The 17,443-nt window shown below is 53.9% G+C and carries 15 protein-coding genes; 10 read left to right on the top strand and 5 right to left on the bottom strand.

Annotated elements, in window-relative coordinates; translation table 11 throughout:
- Positions 1-253: 253 nt before the first annotated feature.
- Positions 254-1,285, top strand: a complete 1,032-nt coding sequence (locus A3OW_RS0105960; RefSeq protein WP_020562516.1) for a DUF4124 domain-containing protein — start codon at positions 254-256, stop codon at positions 1,283-1,285.
- Here the strand turns inward: A3OW_RS0105960 and argB are convergent.
- The 5 genes from argB to A3OW_RS0105930 form a co-directional block, all read right to left on the bottom strand.
- On the bottom strand, positions 1,268-2,161 hold the full coding sequence (gene argB / locus A3OW_RS0105955) for an acetylglutamate kinase (protein WP_020562515.1): 894 nt from the start codon (positions 2,159-2,161) through the stop codon (positions 1,268-1,270). The two genes, A3OW_RS0105960 and argB, sit on opposite strands and share 18 nt — an antisense overlap.
- A 15-nt stretch (positions 2,162-2,176) precedes the next feature.
- Positions 2,177-4,657, bottom strand: coding sequence for a phosphomannomutase/phosphoglucomutase (locus A3OW_RS28815; protein WP_026223365.1), 2,481 nt, complete (start codon positions 4,655-4,657; stop codon positions 2,177-2,179).
- Positions 4,658-4,894: 237 nt separating this feature from the next.
- On the bottom strand, positions 4,895-5,353 hold the full coding sequence (gene dut, locus A3OW_RS0105945) for a dUTP diphosphatase (RefSeq protein WP_020562513.1): 459 nt from the start codon (positions 5,351-5,353) through the stop codon (positions 4,895-4,897).
- Positions 5,354-5,659: 306 nt separating this feature from the next.
- Positions 5,660-6,079, bottom strand: coding sequence for a DUF6691 family protein (locus tag A3OW_RS0105935; protein ID WP_020562511.1), 420 nt, complete (start codon positions 6,077-6,079; stop codon positions 5,660-5,662).
- Positions 6,079-6,510, bottom strand: a complete 432-nt coding sequence (locus tag A3OW_RS0105930) for a YeeE/YedE family protein (protein ID WP_026223363.1) — start codon at positions 6,508-6,510, stop codon at positions 6,079-6,081. The genes A3OW_RS0105935 and A3OW_RS0105930 overlap by 1 nt, the downstream gene beginning before the upstream one ends.
- An 810-nt stretch (positions 6,511-7,320) precedes the next feature.
- Between A3OW_RS0105930 and A3OW_RS0105920 the strand changes: the two genes are divergently transcribed.
- The 9 genes from A3OW_RS0105920 (at position 7,321) to pilW (ending at position 17,432) form a co-directional block, all read left to right on the top strand.
- Positions 7,321-9,288, top strand: coding sequence for a SpoIIE family protein phosphatase (locus tag A3OW_RS0105920; RefSeq protein WP_020562508.1), 1,968 nt, complete (start codon positions 7,321-7,323; stop codon positions 9,286-9,288).
- 190 nt (positions 9,289-9,478) lie between these two features.
- A complete protein-coding gene (locus A3OW_RS0105915; RefSeq protein WP_020562507.1) occupies positions 9,479-10,381 on the top strand; it encodes a cation diffusion facilitator family transporter in 903 nt (300 codons plus the stop codon).
- A gap of 292 nt (positions 10,382-10,673) precedes the next feature.
- Positions 10,674-11,789, top strand: a complete 1,116-nt coding sequence (gene tgt / locus A3OW_RS0105910) for a tRNA guanosine(34) transglycosylase Tgt (RefSeq protein ID WP_020562506.1) — start codon at positions 10,674-10,676, stop codon at positions 11,787-11,789.
- 38 nt (positions 11,790-11,827) lie between these two features.
- On the top strand, positions 11,828-12,178 hold the full coding sequence (yajC, locus tag A3OW_RS0105905) for a preprotein translocase subunit YajC (protein WP_020562505.1): 351 nt from the start codon (positions 11,828-11,830) through the stop codon (positions 12,176-12,178).
- Positions 12,179-12,261: 83 nt separating this feature from the next.
- On the top strand, positions 12,262-14,112 hold the full coding sequence (gene secD / locus A3OW_RS0105900) for a protein translocase subunit SecD (RefSeq protein ID WP_020562504.1): 1,851 nt from the start codon (positions 12,262-12,264) through the stop codon (positions 14,110-14,112).
- A 13-nt stretch (positions 14,113-14,125) separates the two neighbouring features.
- Positions 14,126-15,061 (top strand): protein translocase subunit SecF, encoded by a 936-nt coding sequence (gene secF / locus A3OW_RS0105895; protein WP_020562503.1) that lies wholly within the window; start codon positions 14,126-14,128, stop codon positions 15,059-15,061.
- Positions 15,062-15,165: 104 nt separating this feature from the next.
- Entirely contained in the window at positions 15,166-15,597 is a 432-nt protein-coding gene (gene ndk, locus A3OW_RS0105890) for a nucleoside-diphosphate kinase (protein WP_020562502.1), read from the top strand.
- Positions 15,572-16,684 carry a bifunctional tRNA (adenosine(37)-C2)-methyltransferase TrmG/ribosomal RNA large subunit methyltransferase RlmN gene (locus A3OW_RS0105885; RefSeq protein ID WP_020562501.1) on the top strand — a complete coding sequence of 371 codons (1,113 nt, stop codon included), beginning with the start codon at positions 15,572-15,574 and terminating at the stop codon, positions 16,682-16,684. The genes ndk and A3OW_RS0105885 overlap by 26 nt, the downstream gene beginning before the upstream one ends.
- Positions 16,674-17,432: a type IV pilus biogenesis/stability protein PilW gene (pilW, locus tag A3OW_RS0105880; protein WP_232422337.1), complete on the top strand. Its 759-nt coding sequence runs from the start codon at positions 16,674-16,676 to the stop codon at positions 17,430-17,432. Before A3OW_RS0105885 ends, pilW begins: the two co-directional genes overlap by 11 nt.
- Positions 17,433-17,443: the final 11 nt, after the last annotated feature.

Here is a 17,443-nt window from a genome sequence, read left to right as displayed (position 1 = left end):
TGATCGGATAGGACGGATCAATTTGCTCCTGCACGAGATGGAAAAACGCTCTAACGGCTTTTTTCCGCTTTTCCGCAGCCGGGACGGAAAGTCTGGACAGAAGCGGACGCCGCTTTCGGGCGATGGGGCTGGGAAAAAAATCCGCCAAATTCCGGATGATTCGCCGCATAGCCACTATAATTGAAAGCCATGATCCCATTGATTTTTTTATCCGCTAGTTTCGACATCCGGTAACAGCTTGTTTAACTGAATTATGTTGATGCGCTTTTTTTCCACGTTTTTCATTTTGTTTTGTTTTATGGGTTTGCTCCCGATCCAGCCGGCAAACGCCAAAATGTATCGTTGGGTGGATGAAAACGGCAAAACTCACTTATCCGATCAAGTCCCGCCCGATCATGCTCAATATCGGCGCGAATCGCTCAGCAAAAAGGGCAGGGTGATTGAAGTCACCGAAAAAGCTAAAACCGTCGAAGAGCTTGAAATGGAAGCTCGCCTGGAGAAATTGAAGAAAGCTCAGGAAAAAATCATCGCCAGGCAAAAATCCCACGATAAGGCATTACTCAGCACGTACCGCAGCGTTGCGGACATGCAATCGGCACTCAAGAACAAAATGCTGGCGCTGGATTCGGAGTTTAAGGTATTGCAGGCCAATTTAAATCAACATCAAAGCCAACTGGAAAGATTGCTGAAACGCGCTGCGATCCACGAACGAAACGGCGAAAAAACTCCGCAATTGCTGTTGGATGAGGTTAAAGCCGCCAAGGCGCAAATTCTGACTATTCAGGAAGATATCGATAAACAGATCAACAAAAAGAAAACTGAAAAAGCCGAGTTCGAATCCGACATTGAACGCTATCAATACCTGACCCGATCCGGTCCCGAGGAAGCCCAAAAGCTGAGTGACCAGTCGACTGAAAAATTGGCGGCCGACGCCCTGGGCTTGTACCAGTGTCAGAATGAAGCCGACTGTGCCGAGGCCTGGCAAATGAGCCGTCAGTTTGTCCGGGAATATTCGACGACCAAAACCGAAATCGATAACGAGAACTTGATCATGACCCGGGAACCGGAAAAAGACGATGATTTAAGCTTGTCGATATCCCGAATCGTTTCCGCAAAAAGCCAGCAGATCTTTCTCGACATTCGTTGCCGGCAATCGACTCTCGGAGCGGAATTGTGCGGCAGTCAGAAAGTGGCCAACATAAGATCCGCTTTCCGGCCTTTTATTGCATCCAGACTGAAAGAGGATCCGAAATTGAATCCCCGCCAGTTAACGGCTGAGCAATAAAGTGCCGACGCCCTGATCGGTGAACAATTCCAGCAGGACGGCGTGTTCCACCCGACCATCGATGATGTGCACCTTATTGACTCCGCCTTTCAGAGCATCGGTGGCACACCGGGTTTTCGGAATCATGCCGCCGTAAATGGTGCCGTCGGCGATCAGGTCGTCGATCTTTTTCAGCGTCAGGCCCGTCAAAAGCCGGCCTTCCTTGTCGAGAATGCCGGCGATGTTGGTCAGCAAAATCAATTTCTCGGCTTTCAACACTTCGGCCACCTTGCCGGCCACCAGATCGGCATTGATGTTATAGGAATGGCCGTCCTCGCCGACGCCGATGGGCGCAATCACCGGAATGAAATCGCTGCGCCCGAGCATGTCGACCACCGCAGGATCGATGCTGCTGACTTCGCCGACATGGCCAAGGTCGATGATTTCCGGAACATTCGCCTCGGGCGAGGTTTTTTGCAAATGAATTTTCTTGGCACGGATGAAGTCGCCGTCTTTTCCGGTCAATCCCACCGCCTTGCCGCCGTGCATATTGATCAAATTGACGATTTCCTTGTTGACCAGGCCGCCCAGCACCATTTCCACCACGTCCATCGTTTCGCTGTCGGTAATGCGCATGCCGTCGACAAAACCGGTCGATTTGCCCAGGCGTTCCAGAAGCCGGCCGATTTGCGGGCCGCCGCCGTGGACGACGATCGGATTGATGCCGACAAGTTTCATCAGGACGACGTCCCGGGCGAAGCTGTGTTTCAACTGCTCGTCGACCATGGCGTTGCCGCCGAATTTCACGACGACCGTTTTGCCTTTGAAACGCTGGATATAGGGCAACGCTTCAATCAATACATCGGCAATTTCGTGAGCTTTGCGTTGTTGCATCATATGGGGTTTTCCGTATTAAAAAGGTAGGATTAGATTCGGTTTTACGGCGGCTATTTGCTGCCTTACCTGGTCTTGAATGGTTTTTAAGGCGTCCTGGGTGTCGGCTTCGAAACGGAAAACCAGCGAAGGAGTGGTATTGGAAGCCCGCACCAGTCCCCAACCGTTCGGAAAATCCACGCGCAGGCCGTCGATCGTCGTGATTTTGCCGCCGGCAAAATTCGCCTTCGAAACGAGATCCTCGATAAATTTAAATTGTTCGCCTTCGTTCATGTTCACGTTAAGTTCCGGAGTATTGACGCTGTCGGGCAACTGGCCGAAGACTTCGGCACTGGTGCGCGTGTCGGCGGAAAGAATTTCAATCAGCCGGGCGGCGGCGTATAGGGCGTCGTCAAAACCGAACCAACGGTCGTTAAAGAAAATATGGCCGCTCATTTCTCCTGCCAGCTTCGCTCCGGTGGCTTTAAGCTTGGCTTTCATGAAGGAATGGCCGGTTTTCCACATCAGCGGACGGCCGCCGTATTTGGTAATTTCACTGTCGAGATGACGACTGCATTTCACGTCGTAGATGATCTCCGCGCCAGGTTTGCGCGCCAGCACGTCCTTTGCGAACAGCATCATTTGCCGGTCCGGCCAGATAATTTTACCATTCGAATCGACGACTCCCAAGCGGTCGCCGTCCCCGTCGAAGGCGAGGCCCAGATCCGCCTGATAATGGCGGACCGAGGCTATTAATTCCTTCAGGTTTTCAGGCTTGCTGGGGTCGGGATGATGATTGGGGAAGGAGCCGTCCACGTCGCAAAATAATTCGATGACTTCGCAGCCGAGGGTTCGGAGCAGCAGCGGTCCCAATTCTCCGGCCACGCCGTTGCCGCAATCGAGGACTACCCGCATGGGCCGTCCCAAATGCACGTCCTCGGATATCGAGCCTATGTATTCATTGGCAAACTTCTCATTCCGTTCAATCGTGCCCGGGATATCGACGGTATAGGCCTGATTGTCGATGCACGCCTTCAGTCGTTGAATTCTGTCGCCCGCCAGGGTTTCGCCCTTGATGACCATTTTCAAGCCGTTGTATTGGGCCGGATTATGGCTGCCCGTGACCATCGCGCCGGAACGCCCTTCGATGTGATGCGCGACAAAATAAAGTACGGGCGTCGGCACCATGCCGACGTCCAGTACATTGCAGCCGGTCGAAACAATGCCTTGCATCAACGATTGGGAGAGTTCCCGGCTCGACGTCCGTCCGTCCCGGCCGACGACCAGGGTTTTACAGCCTTGAGCCGTAGCTTCGGTGCCCAATGCACGGCCGATATCGTACACGACTCCGTGCGTCAGCGAACTGCCGACAATGCCCCGGATATCGTAGGCCCGGAAGATGGCGGCCGTCTCGTCCGTTTCGGGAAGATGCGCCGGTGGCGCAAGCGGGTTCTGCCGGTTGCCGGCGGCGGTTGCTTTTTCTTTAGGTTTCTCTTCGGATACGGCAAGCGTGTCGAGTTCCAGGCTGAAATCTTCCCAGAACTCATCATTCATCAAATTATCCTCTTCGACAGAGTTAATCCGGGACGAATCCTCATTGTTATGAAGGCGTTTGTATCGGGCCAGGCTGGAAACGACGACGTTGAACTCTTTCAGCTTGACCGGATAGCTGCCGAGCGGTTTGTTTTTCATCATGTCCGTAAAGGCCGTCATGACGATGCTCAAATCGTTCATGAGCATTTCGGACAGTTTCCGGTAGATAAAAAATGAAAGACCGGCAAAGACGATGGCGGGTATCACGATGAAGCCGGCGATAAAAGTCGAATCGGCGAAGCTGCCCTTGGCTGCGCTGTAATTGAGTTCCCAGGCGGTTCCGGCGATTTTATAGCTAGTCTCTGTTCCTTCATCCCAGTTTTTTTTGGCGCCGGCCGTTGCGAGCAGCAGTTTATCTTGTCTTAATTCAAATGCGCCGCCGTTGCCGGGTATCCGTTTCAGAAATTTGCCGATGAAATCGTAATTCATGCTGACCAGAATGACGCCAATCACCTCGTTGTCCTTATTGATTTTACGGGCAATGGCCAAATGCCGGTCCGCAGCCGAAGTTCCATGGATGGCCGCCGGCGGTTCGGCGATTACCGCGTCCCTAACCATATCGAGATCGGCCAGGCTCATTCTGGGTTCACCGGTCTGATCGAGTTCGGTTACTCCGGGCAATAACAGCCTTATTTTTTGCACATCGGGATAATGGCGTTCCAGTTTGGCGCTGACTGCCGCAATCGAGACGGGATTGTTGCCGGAAATCGCGGCCACAACCTCCGGATCCTGTGCCATTTTATCGACAATGGCATTTAAGGTGTCTATTTTGGCTCCGATACTCAAGCCGGCGCCGCCGACCAAGGCATCGGCCTTTGTTTGTCGCGATTCGGCCAATTCGGAATCGGTAATCCAGTATATTCCGGCGCCTGCAAGCAGAATCATCGCGATGGCGATTGCCGACAATAGAGAAAACATACGACTCATCGATTAACACCTTATCATAGTCAGGGAGACGGATTCATGGGCAGTCGGCCGAGGTCGCCGGCGTGCCGCGTCGATCAAGTTACATGGAAAAGCCTGGGGCCGAAACAAGGCAGGGTTCGGAGCGGGCTAAAATGAAAAGGGGCCTTTATGAATAGCTCTATATATAGTAATAGTGGGGCCGCTCGCTCGAATAAAGTTTAGTAGGAATGAAAAATCGTTCAAGAACGGACAAAGAGATTAATGCTTGCCGGTAGAACCGAAACCGCCGTCACCTCTTTCGGTGATTGTCGTGAAATCGGCAACGAGTTTGAACGCCACTTGCACCACCGGCATGAATAATAATTGAGCTATCCGCTCCCCCGGCTGAACGGTGTAATCCTCGCTGCCGTCGTTATGCAAAATGACGCCGATCTCGCCGTGGTAATCGGCATCGATGATACCCAGGCCTTGCCCGACCCGGATTTGATGATTCAGGCACAGGCCGCTTCTGCTGGCCACAACGGCGACCAAGCCGGGGTCCTGGATGTTGATCGACAATCCGGTACCGATCAGTTTATTTTTTCCGGCCCCGATGACCTGCGGGGCATCGAGGCAGGCGATTAGATCAAGGCCTGCGGAGCCTTCGGTTTTATAGGCGGGAACACCGTATTTTTCCAGTAACGGATTGACGATTCTGGCTTCGATTAATCTTTTCATTCGATGGCTTATCCAATGGGCTCGGCGGAGGCGGAGCGTGCGCTGTAAAAAGTGGATTTAAATCCCGTCCGTTGGGCATTGTGTCTGTTCTTTCAGAGAGCATTTGTCCCGGCAAGTTGTTGATTCAGTCTGCGCAGGATCGGATATTGCCGTTGTTGATGCTTCTCAAAAATGCGCGAAGGGACGGACGGCTGCGGTTCAGTCCCGCCGAGATATTTTAACATTCCGAAGCGCTCCAATCATACCCTCGCCGGGACAAACGCAAAATACGCCGTATGGCAGCGGAAACGGAAGTTACCGAATGGTTTAGCGGCTACGGCCGAATAATTTATCGAAGACGACAAAGCCGAGAAGGATGAATCCCACCATGACGACCGATTCGAAAGAATACAGGCCCAGTCCGGTCACCGCCGGGCCCGGGCAGTAGCCGCTCATGCCCCAGCCGATGCCGAACAGAGCCGCGCCCAGAACAAGCATGGCGTCGATCGATATTTTCGAAGACAGTTGAAAGCTTTCGGCAAGCATCGGCCCCGGCCGTTTGAGAATGGCCCGGAACGAAAGCATGGCGACGGGCAGGGCGCCCAGCATGACGAATAGAAGACTGGGATCCCAGCGACCGGCGACGTCCAGAAAATTCAACACTTTTTCCGGATTGATCATATGGGACAACGACAAGCCGACCCCGAACAGGAGGCCGCAGAAAAATGCAGTTATATTCGTTTTCATCATGAGGTCAGATGCAATAAGTGGCGGATGACGTAGACGGTTACCATGCCGGAGCCGATAAAGGTCAACGTGGCGGCCATCGAGCGAACCGACAGTCTGGCCAGGCCGCAAATGCCGTGACCGCTGATGCAGCCGTTGGCCATGCGCGCGCCGAAGCCGACCAGAAAACCGCCGGCGGCCAGCAACCCCAAAGGATAACCGAGTCTGGGGCTGTTAAAGCCCGGTACGAGCCAATGGAACAGTACGGCGCCGAGCGCCAGTCCCGCCAGAAAAAAGAGCCGCCAGGCCCTGTCTTTTTTAGGTGCATAGAGAACGCCGTTCAAAATGCCGCTGATGCCGGCAATTCGGCCGTTGAGCAGGAACAGCAGCGAAGCGCTGAGACCGATGAGCGCTCCGCCCGCCATCGCCGAAATCGGAGTAAAGTTTTCCAAAAGATGATCTCCCGAATGAAAAAAGGACAAGATCAACCCCTCAATGAAGACGGGTTGAACTTGAAAGTAGTATATTATAAAATTCTACTACAAAGACGGAAAATAACTCAAAGAGTTTCGTAAATCGAATCCGGAACATGGCCGGAGCCAAGCAAAAAACTGACGGGTCTTCAGGAGTGGCAGGGCATGAGATTATGAAATATTATTTTTTCCGGGTAGCCTGCGTTTTTCAATACTTATTTTTGTAGGAGAAGGAGAATATTTATTCTGACCGAGCCCTTTTCACGGAGCGGTACTCTCAATGCCGTTTTTCTCCGGATAGCCTACCGGTTTGCATAGGTCACTGCGTAACCTCAGGGCTTAATCTACACTTGAAAGCAGGAGCGTGCTCAGGACTCTGATTGTCGATGGAAATAAAGCAGTGGCTGGAACGCCCGTGGCACGCTGGTTTGAGCGTGACGGCGTCCGGCAGGCGGAGGAGTTCGGCCAAAATAGGCCGGCTTGCCGGAACGAGGCCGCTTTGGGTTGGAGCGCTGTTGCGGCTCTGTTTCCTGAAAAGCACTCCCGTCATCGGGAAACATACCGTCTTTGTCAGCGGTCAAAGGGTTTGTCGAAAGGAATGCGGATTTTCAAGAAGATTCCTCGCCTCGCCGCGGCACGGTGCGATACAGACCGCCATTCCGACGGCCGGCCGGACGAAAATGCAATTTGCCGATCCTGTCTGCCTTAAGCTGAAATTTTCAGAAAGATGCTTATGATATGCCGGAGTTCGACAGATAAAAATTTTTTCAAGCCGCTATAGCGATCGCCATGGATCAGATCAAAGAAATTCCCGCCGCCAAGATTATTATTGTCAAATTACAGCCTGCGGAGGAAGGCCATGCTTTTATTCCGAGAGTCAGATATGTCAATAGTTCGGCCGCCGATTTTTTGGGATACAGCGTTCAGGAGCTGTTGCAGAAAAATCTTAATTTTATTTTTCCGGAAGGAAAACAGCGGGAGGCGTGGCAAAGCGCCCTGTCTCAGTTAAACGACGCGGCGGCCGGTAAAAGTTTTAAAGGGGAGATTGAAACCCGTGAGCGAGCCAGAATTCCGGTTTTCGTGTCGTTGAGGATTTTGTCCAAACAGAATAAGGCGCCGGATGCGGTTCTGGTCCTGCTTCAGGATTTAAGCCGATCCGTTAAAAAAATGCCGGCGGCAGCCTCCCCTTCCGGGAAAGGCAGCGAACTCGACCCCTATCAGTGCCTTGAAGTTGAACACGCTTTGGTCGAAAGCGAGGAACGGTTCCGGCAAATGGCGGACATGGCCGGGGAATGGCTTTGGGAGCAAGATCCCGACGGTTACTACATCTACAGCAGCACCGCAGTCAACCAGATTCTGGGCTTTACGGTGAATCAGGTCATCGGCCGCCACTATACGGAATTTCTGACCGATCAGGACAAGGAAAATCAACGGTCCTACGCCTCCATCCATCATCCTTTTTACGGCCTGACCAATCATTACCGGCACAGGGACGGACATCTGGTCATTACCGAGTCGACCGGGCTGCCGATCATCAACGCGGCCGGAAAATTGCTTAAATGGCGGGGCGTCGACCGGGACATCACGGCCCGGAAGCAGTTTCAGGATGCTTTGATTGAAAGTGAAAAACGCATACGGCTGATCATTGAAAGCTCCCTGAGCGCGATCGTCATCATGGATTCCTACGGCATCATTACCGACTGGAACCCGCAGGCGGAGAAAATATTCGGCTGGACCCGGCTGGAAGCGGTGGGTCAGCCTCTCGATCAACTGATCATTCCTCAGCGGCTGCGCCGTGCCCATCGAGAGGGTTTGCAGCGCTTTCTGCGCACGGGCGCCGGCCCGATGCTGAACCGGTTGATCGAACTGACCGCCTTGCGCCGGGATCAGACCGAGTTTCCCGTGGAAGTCAGCATTTCACCGATGAAAGAGGGCAACGCTTACAGCTTTAGCGCATTCATCCACGACATCAGCTCCCGCAAAGCGGCGGAACACCAGATTCGCGACGCCCAGGTCAAATTGGCGGTAGCCCGGAATGAAATCAACATCGCCCGGACCATTCAAACTTCGTTGTCTCCCTCGGTGCCGATCGCTACCGAACAGTTCGAAGTGCACGGCTTCTGTTTGCCGGCCGACCAGGTCGGCGGGGATTATTTTGATTATTTTTTCGTCAACGAAAACCGGCTGGAAATGATCGTGGCCGATGTGTCGGGGCATTCCCTGGGGCCGGCCTTGTTCATGGTGGAGACGCGAAGCGCCATCCGGGCGCTGGCCAACGGGAAGGGGACGCCGTCGGAAAAAATGACCATGCTCAATCAATTTCTATTCGAAGATCTGGACAAGTCGGATTTTTTCATCACTCTTTTTTACATGCAATACGATATCGGCACGCGCCGGCTATGTTTTGCCAGCGCAGGGCATCCGCCGCCGCTGCTGTTTCAGCCCGCTCACAATACCTGCACCGCATTGGATGCGGGAGGCCTGATCCTCGGAGTCAACAAAAACGTCACATTCGAAGAGAATACCCTCGCTCTTGAGCAGGGGGACATCGTTTTGCTCTATACGGACGGCTTGATCGAAGCGGAGAACGACCAGGGCGACTTTTTCGGCATCGACCGCGTTTGCGAAATTTTCAGAACCCACTCGGGACAGACGCCGAAGCAACTGATCGATACCTTACTGGAGCAACTCAAGCAATTTTGCCTGACCCAGACCTTCAAGGACGACATCACTCTGATGGTGTTCAAATGTAAATAAGGTTGAGGCGCACTGGCGATCCGGCGATTTTCCGAAAGAAAGAAAATGTTGCCGACAGACTCCAAGGAAAGGAGGACGGGAGCCGAGCAATCTTCCGGCCGTCGGAAACTTCCGATGACTTAATTATCATAGGCGGCGCCGATCCTACCTGATAAACTTAAGGACAATCTTCGACTGCCGACCATCGATCATGACAGAGCATCATTCCACCAAAGCCGTGCTTTACGCCTTCGGCGCCAACCTGGGCATTGCCGCGGCGAAAACGGGCGCGGCCATCTGGACAGGGTCGGGCTCGCTGCTGGCCGAAGCGATCCATTCCTTTGCCGATTGCGGCAATCAAGTGTTGTTGCTGATCGGCATGAAGCGCTCGAAAAAAGAACCGACGCGCAAGCATCCGATGGGCTTCGGGCGCGAATCTTACATCTGGTCGATGATGGTCGCGATCGTTCTGTTCTCGGTCGGCGGGCTGTTTTCGATCTACGAAGGCTGGCTCCGCTACAACAATCCGCATGAAGTCGAGAACGAAGGCATTGCCTTGCTCATCCTGCTGATTGCGATCGGGCTCGAGTCCTTTTCTCTGAAAGGGGCTTTGGGAGCACTGGCGGCCGAAAAAGGCGAGCGCTCGTTATGGCAATGGTTTCGGGAAACGCAATCGTCCGAACTGATGGTGGTCACCGGCGAGGACATTGCGGCACTTGCCGGGCTGGCCATCGCGCTGGTGATGCTGGGCCTGACCATGATCACCGGCAATACCGCCTACGATGCCGCGGGTTCCATGCTGATCGGCCTGCTTTTGGTTGCGGTTGCCGCCGCCGTCGGCAGGGAAGTTCATTCGTTGCTGATCGGAGAATCGGTCGAAGACGTTCGCACTCACGTCGAGCAGTATCTGCAAAGCCAGCCCTGCGTGCGGCGTGTGCTCAATCTGTGGGTGATCAATCACGGCAACGCGGTGATGCTGACCGTCAAGGCCGAACTTCCTCCCGAAATGCCCGTCGGTGACGCGGTCCGGCAAATCAACCGCATGGAAAGGGAAATCAAACAGGCTCATCCCCGGATTCGATGGATATTTTTCGAGATCGATGAAACCGATTAATGGGTTTTGTACCGTTTGAAGCAGACCGCTTCGGTTTCGATCAGGCACAAGATATTTTCATGTCGCTTTTGAACTCTGTCCGACTCTCTTTATAATATAACGCAGCCTGAAACAGCTCTTCCTCGTTGCCGTATTGATGGTGCCCGGAAAAAGCCGGTAACTTCCTTCGGGTTGAAAAACAGAAATTGGCACTCATCCCACATCATTCTTCCGAATCGAGGCGATCGGGCTGATTCGGACCGATTGAACTCTGCAATTCGCCGCTCAAGCGGCCTACGTCACACTGCACAACATGGAATTCAAACTGATCAAAACCGACGGCCATGCCCGCCGCGGCCGACTGGCTTTTGCCCGCGGCGTCGTGGAAACGCCGATTTTCATGCCGGTCGGCACTTATGGGGCGGTCAAATCGCTGACGCCGGAGGATTTAACCGGCCTGGGCGCACAGATCATTCTCGGCAACACGTTTCATCTGATGCTGAGGCCGGGCATGGAGGTGATCAGGGCTCACGGCAGCCTGCACGAATTCATGCGCTGGGACAGGCCGATCCTGACCGATTCGGGCGGCTTTCAGGTATTCAGCCTCGGTGCGCTGAGAAAAATCAGAGAAGAGGGCGTTACTTTCCAATCGCCGGTGGACGGCCGCAGGATCTTCATGGGGCCGGAAGAATCGATGCAGGTGCAGCAGGATCTGGGTTCCGACATCGTGATGATTTTCGACGAATGCACGCCTTATCCTGCGACCGAAAAACAGGCGGCGGAGTCGATGCGGCTGTCGCTGCGCTGGGCCGAGCGCAGCAAGAAGGCGCACGGCGACAATCCTTCGGCGCTGTTCGGCATCGTTCAGGGCGGCATGTACGAACATTTGCGGCGGGAATCGATCGACGGGCTGACCGCGATCGGCTTCGACGGCTACGCAATCGGCGGTCTTTCCGTCGGCGAGCCCAAGGAGGAAATGATGGCGACGCTGGATGCGCTGCACCCGAAAATGCCGGCCGACAAGCCGCGCTATCTGATGGGCGTCGGCACGCCCGAGGATCTGGTCGAGTCGGTGCGCCGCGGCATCGACCTGTTCGATTGCGTGATGCCGACGCGCAACGCTCGCAATGGCCATCTTTTCACCCGTTTCGGCGTGGTCAAGATAAGAAACAGCCAATATCAGTTCGATACCGGACCGCTCGATGAAACCTGCGGCTGCTACACCTGCCGGAATTATTCCAGAGCCTATCTCCGGCATCTGGATAAATGCGGAGAAATGCTGGGTTCAAGGCTCAACACGATCCACAACCTGTATTATTATTTGCACCTGATGCAGGGACTGCGCGATGCCATCGAACAACAGGAACTGGATGAATTTGTCAGGAGATTTTACCAACAACGAGGTAAAGTTGTTCCGACTGTGGCATAATAGTTCGATTTATCATTATTATAAGTACGAGGATGATCATGAGTTTTTTCATTTCCGACGCGATGGCAGCCGCAGCGCCGGCCGCACAACAAGCCCCCGGCATCGAAGGCATGCTGTTTCCGGTAGGCGTCTTGCTGTTCTTCTATTTTCTGTTCCTGCGCCCGCAATCCAAGCGCGCCAAAGAGAAAAAACAGATGCTCGCGACGATGACCAAGGGCACCGAAGTGGTGACCTCCGGCGGTATTCTCGGCAAGGTGGCCGATCTGGACGACAATTTCGTCAAACTGGAAGTCGGCGACAATCTCTTCATTCAGGTGCAACGCCACAGCATCGAAAACATCATGCCGAAAGGGACCTATAAAGCGATCGCCAAAAAGGCCAAAGTCTGAAATCGCACCCGGCGTCAAGATTCGTGGCCGGCCGGCGACGGCGGTTCAATCCCAGACTCGATTAAATCGATGGAATATTAGAAATGCAAAATCAATATCCTCTTTGGAAAAATATTCTAGTCATCACTGTCTTCATTATTTCGATGATTTATGCGTTGCCGAATTTGTACGGCGATGACCCTTCCGTGCAGGTCTCTTCTGCGCATTCGGCGGCGTTGGACCTGTCCCGGGCCGACAAGATCGAGTCGGCCATCAAGGCGACCGGCGTTGCGATCAAGGCGTTCGAATACAAGAACGACCGGGTGCTGGCGCGCTTCAATAGTACCGATGATCAGATCAAGGTCGCGGATTTGCTCCGGGAGCAGATGGGCGATGACTACACGGTTGCGCTTAATCTTGCGCCGGCGACCCCGGCCTGGCTCGATGCGTTGGGCGCGAAGGCAATGTATCTCGGCCTCGACTTGCGCGGCGGCGTTCACTTTCTGATGGAGGTCGACATGGACGCGGCCGTGAAGCAGGCGGAGGAACGCTATAACGACGACGTGCGCCAGGCCTTGAGAAACGGCAAAATTCGTTATCAATCGGTGGCCAAGGAGGACAACTTTATAAAAGTCAAGCTCAAGTCCGCCGACGACAAGGCCTCCGCGTTGAATCTTTTGAAAAAAGATTTTGGCGGCCTTGATATAACCGAAGCCGAACAGCAGGATCAGATCTGGCTGAAAATGTCCGAAAAGGAAATTCGGGAAATCAAGAAATTTGCGGTTTCGCAAAACATTACGACCCTGCGGAACCGGGTCAACGAATTGGGCGTTGCCGAGCCTGTGATTCAGCAGCAGGGCAACAACCGCATCGTCGTCCAGTTGCCCGGCGTTCAGGATACGGCCCGCGCCAAGGAAATCCTGGGCACGACCGCCACGCTGGAATACCGGCTGGTCGACGTCGAGCACGACGTGCAGCAGGCGGTTGCCGGCCACGTGCCTGCGACCAGCCGTCTTTACTATGAAAAGAACGGCGCTCCGATCCTGCTCGACCGCCGGATCATCGTGACCGGAGATCAGATCGTCGACGCTTCGTCGGGCATGGATCAGGACGGGCGCCCGGCGGTGTTCATTACCCTGAACGGCGCCGGCGCCAGCAAAATGGGCAAGGTCACCCAGGCCAACGTCGGCAAGCCGATGGCGGTAGTCTTTATCGAATACAAGGTCGAAAGTAAAACGGTCAACGGCGAGAAAATCCGGACCAAAAAGAAGGTGGAAAAAGTCATCAGCGTCGCCACCATTCAGGGCGTTTTCAGCAAGCGCTTTCAGACCACCGGCCTGGACAGCCCGCAGGAAGCGCGCAATCTGTCGCTGCTGCTCAGAGCGGGATCGCTGGCGGCGCCGGTCGATATCGTTGAAGAGCGCACTGTCGGTCCCAGTCTGGGTCAGGAAAATATCAGCAAGGGCATCAATTCCAATGTCTACGGTTTCATAGCGATCGCTCTGTTCATGATTGCCTATTACCGGTTGTTCGGAATTTTTTCAGTCGTCGCGTTGGGCGTGAACGTGTTGCTGCTGGTTTCGGTGCTGTCTTTGCTGCAAGCCACGCTAACGTTGCCGGGCATGGCGGGCATTGCACTGACCGTGGGCATGGCGATCGACGCCAACGTGCTGATCAACGAGCGAATTCGCGAGGAGCTTAGAATCGGCATGACTCCCCATGCCGCCATTTATGCCGGTTATGAGCGAGCGTTTGCGACCATTTTAGATTCCAATATTACCACCTTGATTGCCGGCATCGCGTTGTTCATGCTGGGCTCGGGCCCCATCCGCGGGTTTGCGCTGGTGCTGTGCATCGGCATTTTAACCTCCATGTTCAGTGCGGTTCTGGTATCGAGAGCGTTGGTCAACGGTATCTACGGTTGGCGGCGTAAGTTGGATAAATTGGCTATCTAATAGGTGCGATTCAATGGAATTTTTTAAAATTAAACGCGATATCCCGTTTATGCGTTATGGTCGGGTCACTACGACCATTTCGCTGGTGACTTTTATCTTGGCGATACTGGCACTAAGCTTTAAAGGGCTTAATTTGGGATTGGACTTTACCGGCGGCATCCAAATTGAAGTCGGTTACAATCAGCCGGCCAACCTCGAAACGATTCGAAAAATTCTGGAAGATCAGAAGCTGACCGAATTTTCGGTGCAAAATATCGGCAGCGTGAAAGAGGTGCTGATCCGTTTGCCAATGAAGCCCGAAACCAACAACGTCAAGTTGAGTGAGATGGTATTGGCAAAATTGAAAGAGCAAGACCCTGGCATCGTGTTACGCAGCGTCGATTTTGTCGGACCTCAAGTCGGCCAGGAATTGTTCGAAAGTGGTGGATTGGCGCTAATGTTAGTCGTAGCGGGCATTATGGCTTATTTAGCCGTCCGCTTCGAGTGGCGTTTCGCGTTGGCCGCTATCATCGCCAACATGCACGACATCGTGATTATTCTCGGCATGTTTGCGTTTTTTCAATGGGAATTCACGTTGCCGGTGTTGGCGGGGGTATTGGCGATATTGGGTTATTCGGTCAACGAATCGGTCGTGGTATTCGACCGGGTACGGGAAAATTTCCATAAGATGCGCAATGCGAGCGTTCCCGACATGATCGATAACGCCATCACGACAACGATGTCGCGCACGGTGATTACGCACTTGATGACGCAACTGATGGTGTTGGCGATGTTTTTTTTCGGTGGCGAAGCGCTGCATAATTTTGCGTTGGCACTGACCATAGGCATCATATTCGGCATTTACTCGTCCGTTCTCGTTGCAAGTCCTATCTTGCTGTGGCTGGGTGTGTCGAGGAAAGATCTGATGGCACCGGTCAAAGAGGGTGCGGAGATCGACAATCGTCCTTAATCAACCGCTTCTTCGAGACAATATCGTTTGCTGTCTTCGAAATAGGGGACAGATCGGATATAATGGCCGATTAACTTAATTTATAATCTGGAGTTTCAAAAGCAATGGCGATAGAACGCACTTTCTCAATCATTAAACCGGATGCCGTAGCCAGGAACGTGATCGGCGAAATTTACAGCCGTTTCGAGAAGAACGGCCTGAAAATCGTCGCCGCGAAAATGGTTCATCTGACCCAGGCTCAGGCTGAAGGATTTTATGCGGTGCACAAAGAGCGTCCTTTCTTCAGGGATCTGGTTTCCTTCATGATTTCGGGTCCGGTGATGATGCAGGTTTTGGAAGGCGAAAATGCGATTCTGAAAAATCGCGACATCATGGGCGCCACCAACCCGAAGGATGCAGCGCCCGGCACCATCCGCGCCGATTTCGCCAACAGCATCGACGAAAACGCCGTGCACGGCTCGGATGCGGCGGAAACGGCCAAAGAAGAAATCGCTTTCTTTTTCTCGGATAATGAACTCTGCCCCCGCACCCGATAAAACTCAATCCGTCAACCTGCTCGACTTCGACAGAAAGGGCCTGGAGGCTTTTTTTGCCGTTCTGGGGGAAAAGCCGTTTCGGGCGACTCAGTTGATGAAGTGGATCTATCAGGAAGGCGTCGACGATTTCGACCGGATGACCAACCTGAGCAAACCGCTGCGCTCCTATCTGGCCGAGCATGGCCACATCGCCACCCCGGAAGTCGTCGTCGAGCAAATCGCTTCCGACGGCACCCGGAAATGGGCGATGCAGACCCACTGCGGCAACCGCGTCGAAACGGTGTTCATTCCCGAAGAAGGGCGGGGCACGCTGTGCGTGTCCTCGCAGATCGGCTGCGCGCTGGCCTGCTCGTTTTGCTCGACCGCACAACAGGGCTTCAACCGCAATCTCGGCACCTCGGAAATCATCGGCCAGTTGCTGGTGGCGCAAAGACGCCTCGGCCCGGATAAAAAGATCACCAATGTGGTCATGATGGGCATGGGCGAGCCGCTGCTCAATTTCGACAACGTCGTCGCGGCGATGCATCTGATGATGGACGATTTCGCGTTCGGCCTGTCCAAGCGCCGGGTGACCATCAGCACCTCGGGCGTGGTGCCGGCCATGTACCGGTTGACTCAGGTTTGCGACGTCAGTCTGGCGGTGTCGCTGCATGCGGTGACCGACGAACTTCGGGATCAACTGGTGCCGATCAATAAAAAATATCCGTTGAAGGAATTAATGGAGGCCTGCCGGGACAACGCCAAACTGGCTCCGAGGCGCACGATCACTTTCGAATACGTCATGCTCGACGGCGTCAACGATTCGATGGAAGACGCCCGCGGCCTGATCAAATTATTGAAAACGGTGCCGTCCAAGCTGAATCTGATACCGTTCAATCCGTTTCCGGGCTCGCCCTACCGGTGTTCGAGCAATCATACGATTCACCGCTTCAAAACCTTATTGAACGAGGCGGGGATCGTCACCACGGTCAGAAAGACCAGGGGCGACGACATCGATGCGGCCTGCGGGCAACTGGTCGGCAAGGTCGACGATAAAAGCCGTCGGCATCTTAAACTGAAAGCAATGGGGTTCGACAGTGCGGCCTGATCTATTTCCTCGATTCATACTTCCGGCGCTGATGATTGCCGTGCTGACCGCTTGCGCTTCATTGGGCGAAACCGGCGCCAAAAAAAAGGAAAAGGCGGATACCTACTTGCAGTTGGGCGTACGCTACATGAATCTGAACAAGCTGGATATTGCGAAAGAGAATCTGGAAAAGGCGGTCGACTACGATTCGGGCAATGCCGAGGCGCACAATTCCCTGGCGTTCTTGTATGAAAAAATGAAGCAGTACGACGACGCCGAAAACGAATACGAAACTGCGCTGAACTTGAATCCGGACGACGTCAGAGTGCAGAATAACTTCGGCCGCTTTTTATGCGACCGCGGCGAGACCGACAAAGGCTTGGCCCTGTTGGCCCAGGCGGGTTCCGATCCGTTAAACGAACGGCCGTGGATTGCCCTGACCAATGCCGGCCGCTGCCTCTTGAACAAAGGCGACAGAGCAAAGGCCGAACCGTATTTGCGGCAGGCCCTGGAGTCGAGCAAAGCCTATGCGCCGGCTCTGGCGGGCATGCAAAAGATCAGTTATCAAAAAGGCGATCTGTGGGCCGCCAAAGGCTTCCTGGAACGCTATTTGAGCGTTGCCTCCCATACGCCGGAAACCTTGTTCGTCGCTTTTCAAACGGAGCGCGCCCTGGGCAATACCGACCGGGCGAAAGAATATCGAAACCTGTTACTGGAAAAATTTCCCCTTTCGAACGAAGCAAACAAGATCCGGTCCATTTCCGAGTAACCGCCCGTCCA

The sequence above is a fragment of the Methylosarcina fibrata AML-C10 genome (assembly GCF_000372865.1).
GTDB classification, from domain to species: Bacteria; Pseudomonadota; Gammaproteobacteria; order Methylococcales; family Methylomonadaceae; genus Methylosarcina; species Methylosarcina fibrata.
This window is presented reverse-complemented; position numbering and strand designations above follow the sequence as displayed.